Source organism: Archangium sp. (assembly GCF_036389735.1).
GTDB lineage: Bacteria > Myxococcota > Myxococcia > Myxococcales > Myxococcaceae > Archangium.
Genome location: NZ_DASVWK010000837.1, coordinates 1 through 4,918, shown reverse-complemented (window position 1 = coordinate 4,918; position 4,918 = coordinate 1). Strand labels below are relative to the sequence as shown.

General features: G+C 72.5%; 4 protein-coding genes and 1 pseudogene. 1 reads left to right on the top strand and 4 read right to left on the bottom strand.

What is annotated here, in order from left to right; all coding sequences use genetic code 11:
- The coding region (locus VF794_RS29895; protein ID WP_331116291.1) for a GNAT family N-acetyltransferase at positions 1-277 on the bottom strand (277 nt) is incomplete at its 3' end.
- 6 nt (positions 278-283) lie between these two features.
- Complete coding sequence (locus VF794_RS29890; protein ID WP_331116289.1) at positions 284-865, bottom strand: hypothetical protein; 582 nt, start codon at positions 863-865, stop codon at positions 284-286.
- 121 nt (positions 866-986) lie between these two features.
- Between VF794_RS29890 and VF794_RS29885 the strand changes: the two genes are divergently transcribed.
- A complete protein-coding gene (locus VF794_RS29885) occupies positions 987-2,228 on the top strand; it encodes a threonine/serine exporter family protein (protein WP_331116287.1) in 1,242 nt (413 codons plus the stop codon).
- A 6-nt stretch (positions 2,229-2,234) separates the two neighbouring features.
- Here VF794_RS29885 and xdhB read toward each other — a convergent pair whose 3' ends face one another.
- Entirely contained in the window at positions 2,235-4,598 is a 2,364-nt protein-coding gene (gene xdhB, locus VF794_RS29880) for a xanthine dehydrogenase molybdopterin binding subunit (RefSeq protein ID WP_331116285.1), read from the bottom strand.
- A gap of 4 nt (positions 4,599-4,602) precedes the next feature.
- Positions 4,603-4,918 (bottom strand): annotated as a pseudogene (locus VF794_RS29875) (xanthine dehydrogenase small subunit); the annotation flags it as partial.

The following is a 4,918-nucleotide window of genomic DNA, read 5'->3' as shown; positions in this document are numbered from 1 at the left end:
GCAGCTCGGGGTCGGTGAGCTTCATGCCACAGCGTCCGATGAGCTGGTGGCCATCGCGCAGCACCACGGCCAGGTCATAGACGTGCCGGGGCGTCTCGCGCGCCATGGCCATGACCTTGCGGATGTAGTCCTGGCTCTCCTCGGGAGTGCGGACCCCGTACGGCAGGTAGCGAACCACCTCGGGCCTGGACTCGTAGGGGTGGGTGGCGCGCCAATCCTCCTCCTCGAACTCGCGCAGCAGCAGCCGAGGGGTGGACAGGGGCGTGGTGAGCAGCATGGGCCGTCAGTCCTTCTGGTCCGAGGTGCCCGGGAAGAATGCCTGGGCCTTGCCCTTGGCGTCCACGAAGGAGAAGTCCTGGAAGCGCGCGGCGTCGGGGGCGTCCGGGTGCTGGCGTGCCTCGGAGAGGCTCGTGTGCGAGAGGGAGGCGACGTCGTCCTCCCGTGCACCCGCGAGCGCGAGGAACCCGGGGCGGCTGTCCCCGTCGCGCAGAAGCGTGGGCCGGTGACCCTTGAAGTCGAGGGCGGTCGACACGCGCTGGAGGGCGGCGTGGGCCTGGGAGAGCTGCTTCGCGGTGCGCATCCGCAGGGCCACCTCCTCGCGAGTCTGAAGGGCTCCGTCCACGTGGACGCTGACGCGCAGGCTGTCCCCGCTGATGGAGAAGAGGAAGACGCGGCTCTTGGGCAGCTCGCCGCAGAGGGCGCTCGCGAGCGCCTCGGCGGCCTCGCCCTGGACGTCGGGCCACAACCGGAGCGCCTTGCCCGGACCGGCGGCGAGGAAGGCCGGTAGCCCGCGGGAGCCCAACCACTTCTGAACCTTGGTGCGGGCCGCCCCCAACACGATGAATCCCTGCGCGGAGTCGCTCATGGGGCCCTAGCGCACGGTGTCGCGACGATTCCGTCAAGGAGAAAGCAGGCCAGCGAGCAGGCCCCGGTCCGCGCCGAAGGGCTCGTTTGACGCCCCCGAGAGCCTCTGGCATGTGGCTCCGATGCTCCCGGCGGAACAGCTCGTCGCCCTGAAGGAGCCGCCCTCCGGGTCGGCGGTGTCGTTCACGCTGCGGCTCGGACAGGCGCTCCACAGCTATGGCACTCCGGCCCACCGGCTGGAGGAGCAGATGCGGCTGGTGTCGCAGCGCCTCGGCCTGGAAGCCCGCTTCTTCTCCACCCCCACCTCCATCTTCGCGTCCTTCGGCCCTCCCGAGGCCCTCCAGACCTGTCTCATCCGCGTGGAGCCCGGAGAGCTGGACCTCGGACGGCTCGCGCGCCTGGACGAACTGGCGGACGCCGTCATCCGTGGAGAACTCTCCCCCGAGGAGGGCGAGGACCGCGTGGAGGCCGTCCTCGCCGAGCCCCCTCGCTATGGCAACGCCCTCCTCCTGCTGTGCTGGGCCCTCGCGGCGGTCGGTGGAGCGCGCCTCTTCGGGGGCGGTCCCCGGGAGATGGGCGCGGCGGCATTCATCAGCCTCCTCATTGGCGGGCTGGACCTGTGGACACGGCGCCAGCCCTCGACGGTGTGGGTGCTGGAGCCGGTGGCCGCCATCCTCTCCTCCGCCCTGGCCGTGGTGGCCGCGAGCCTCGTGGGCCCCCTGTCCATCCAGGTCGTCACGCTCGCGGGCCTCATCGTGCTGCTGCCCGGACTCAGTCTCACCGTGGCCCTCAATGAGCTCGCCACGCGCAATCTCATCTCCGGCACCTCCCGGCTCACCGGCGCGGCCCTCGTCTTCCTGGAGCTCGGCTTCGGCGTCGCGCTCGGCACCCGGTTGACGGAGCTGTTTCCCCTGCCCGCGAAGCTGGGCCCCGTGCCCGCGCTCCCGGGCTGGACGGAGCCGCTCGCCCTGGTGTCGCTGCTGTTCGCGGTGAGCCTCCTCTTCCGCGCCCGCCCCCGGGACTGGGGGTGGATCGCCGTGGCCGGGACGCTCGCCTACGCGGGCTCCCGCCTGGGCTCCCAGGTGCTGGGCCCGCAGCTGGGCGCGTTCGTCGGAGCGCTCACCGTGGGCATCGTCACCAACATCCTGGCCCGGGTGCGCAACCAGCCGGCCGTCATCACCCTGGTGCCCGCCATCATGCTGCTGGTGCCCGGCAGCATCGGCTTCCGCAGCATGGAGTCCCTGCTCGCCCGCGATGTGCTCGCGGGCGTGGACACCGCCTTCTCCATGCTCATGGTCGCCGTGGCGCTGGTGGCCGGGCTCCTGTTCGCCAACGCCCTCGTCCAGCCCCGCCGGGGGCTCTGAGCCGCGTTACCGGGGAGCGGCCCGAGCCAGCTCCACCGCGCGCAGAATCGCCTCCGGAGTCGCGGGCGAGGCCAGCTCCACCGGGGTGCGCGGCGGACCGAAGGAGGCGATGGCCTGCCTCAGGGCCGTCACCACGCCGATGGCCAGCATGAATGGCGGCTCTCCCACCGCCTTGCTGCCGTGGATGCTGTTGTCCTGCGGCGCGCGCTCCAGCAGGGCGACGCGGAAGTCCTCGGGCGCGTCCCCCACCGCCGGAATCTTGTACGTGTCCGGCGAGTGCGTGAGGAGCCGCCCCTTGGCGTCGAACAGCACCTCCTCGCACGTGAGCCACCCCTGGCCCTGGATGAAACCGCCCTCCACCTGGCCCTTGTCGATGCTGGGCACGAGCGAGGTGCCCACGTCCTGGAGGATGTCCACGCGGCGCACGCGGTGCTCGCCGGTGAGGCCACTCACCTCCACCTCCACCACGGCGGCCCCGAAGGCGTAGTAGTGGAAGGGCTTGCCGCGTCCGGCCACCCGGTCGTACGAGATGTCCGGCGTGCGGTAGTAGCCCGTGGCCGACAGCGACACCTGCGCCAGGTACGCGGCATGGACGACCTCGGCGAAGGACACCGAGCGCTCGGCGCGCGCGGGCAGGAAGACCCGGCCCCCGGTGAAGACGAGCGAGTCCACCTCGCCTCCGCGCTCCAGTTGCAGCAGCCTCGCGGCCACCGGGCGCAGCCGCTCCCGCAGCACCTCGCACGCCTGCTTCACCGCCTGCCCGTTGAGGTCCGAGCCGCTGGAGGCCGCCGTTGCCGAGGTGTTGGGCACCTTGTCCGTGGCGGTGTGCATCACCCGCACGCGCTCGGGGGAAACGCCCAGCTCATGCGCGCACACGGCCCGCATCTTGGTGTGCAGCCCCTGCCCCATCTCGGTGCCGCCGTGGTTGAGCTGCACGGTGCCGTCCGTGTACAGCATCACCAGCGCCCCGGCCTGGTTGAGGAAGCTCGTGGTGAAGGAGATGCCGAACTTCACCGGCTGGAAGCCGATGCCCCGCTTCGTCCACCGCGAGCCCGCGTTGAAGGCCTCAATCTCCTCGCGGCGCCGGGCGTAGTCGCTGGAGGCCAGCAGCTCGGCGTGGATGCGCGGCAGGCGGTTGCCCTCCACCACCTGGCCGTAGTGGGTGACGTTCTCCGGCGCTTCCCGGTAGTAGTTGCGCTCGCGCACCACCGTCGGGTCCATCCCGAGCCGCTCGGCGGCGCGGTTGAGCACCTCCTCCATCACGAACATGCCCTGCGGCCCACCGAAGCCCCGGAAGGCCGTGTTGGAGGGCAGGTTCGTCCGGGCCGCCTGGCCGATGAACTGCAACGCCGGGACGAAGTACGCGTTGTCCAGGTGGAAGAGCGCCCGGTCCAGGATGGCGCGCGACAGGTCCGAGCTCCACCCTCCGTCGGAGAACAGCTCCACCTTGAGCGCGAGCAGCCGGCCCTCGGTGTCGAAGCCCGCGTCATACCGGCCCCAGAAGGGATGGCGCTTGCCCGTGAAGGCCATGTCCTGGTCGCGGTTGAGCCACACCTTCACCGGCCTGCCGGTGACGCGAGCGCCCAGGGCCGCCAGACTCGCGAAGGGCGCGGCCTGCGTCTCCTTGCCGCCGAAGCCGCCTCCCATGCGCGGCACCTCGACGACGATCATGTGCCGCCCCACCCCCAGCACCCCGGCGACGATCGCCTGCACCTCCGTCGGGTGCTGCGTGGAGCACCACAGGTGTACCGCTCCGTCCTCGCCCGGCGCCGCCAGCGACACCTGCGTCTCCAGGTAGAAGTGGTCCTGGGCGCCCGTGGAGCACTCGCCCGCGAGGCGCACCGGCGCGGCGGCGAGCGCGGCCTCGGGCTCCCCGCGGCGGATGGTGTGCGGCTGGGTGATGAAGGCGCCCGCCTCCACCGCGGCCTGCACGGTGAGCAGCGCGGGCAGCGGCGCGTACTCCACCTCCACCAGCGCGGCGGCCTGGCGGCACAGCGCGGCGCTCTCTGCCAGCACCAGGGCCACGGACTGCCCCACGCAGAGGACCTCGCCCTCGGCGAGCAGCGGCTCGTCGTGGACGACGGCACCAATCTGGTTCTCGCCGGGGATGTCCTCGGCGAAGAGCACCGCGTGGACGCCGGGCAGGGCGCGGGCGCGGGCGGCGTCCTTGCGCACCAGCCGCGCGTGGGCGTGCGGCGAGGCGACGATGTGGCCCACCAGCAGGCCGGGAGGCGCGGGCAGGTCGTCCACGTAGAGGGCCTCGCCGCTGGTGTGCTTCAGCCCGCTGTCGTGGAGCGAGGGGGCGTGCAGCGGGCTGCGGAGCTCGGCGGTGTCGACGCGGGCGGCGGCGTTGGGAGTCTGGGCGCTCATGGAATCACCTCACCTGGACCGTGGCGGCGTGGCGCTCGCGCAGGCGCGGGGCCGGGTCGTCGAGCGTCTCCAGGAAGAAGCCGCGCAGGAGGTTGCGGGCCACCTGGGCCCGGTACACCGCCGAGCCGCGGTGGTCCGTGCGGGGGGTGAAGTCCTCGGCGAGCCGCGGCAGGGCGGCCTCGACGCTGGCCTCCGTCCAGGGCTGCCCCACCAGCGCGGCCTCGGTGCGGCGCGCGCGGGCCGGGGTGGCCGCCATACCGCCGTAGGCCAGCCGCGCCTCGCTCACGCGCCCCTCCCCGTCCACCACCACCCGGAAGCCC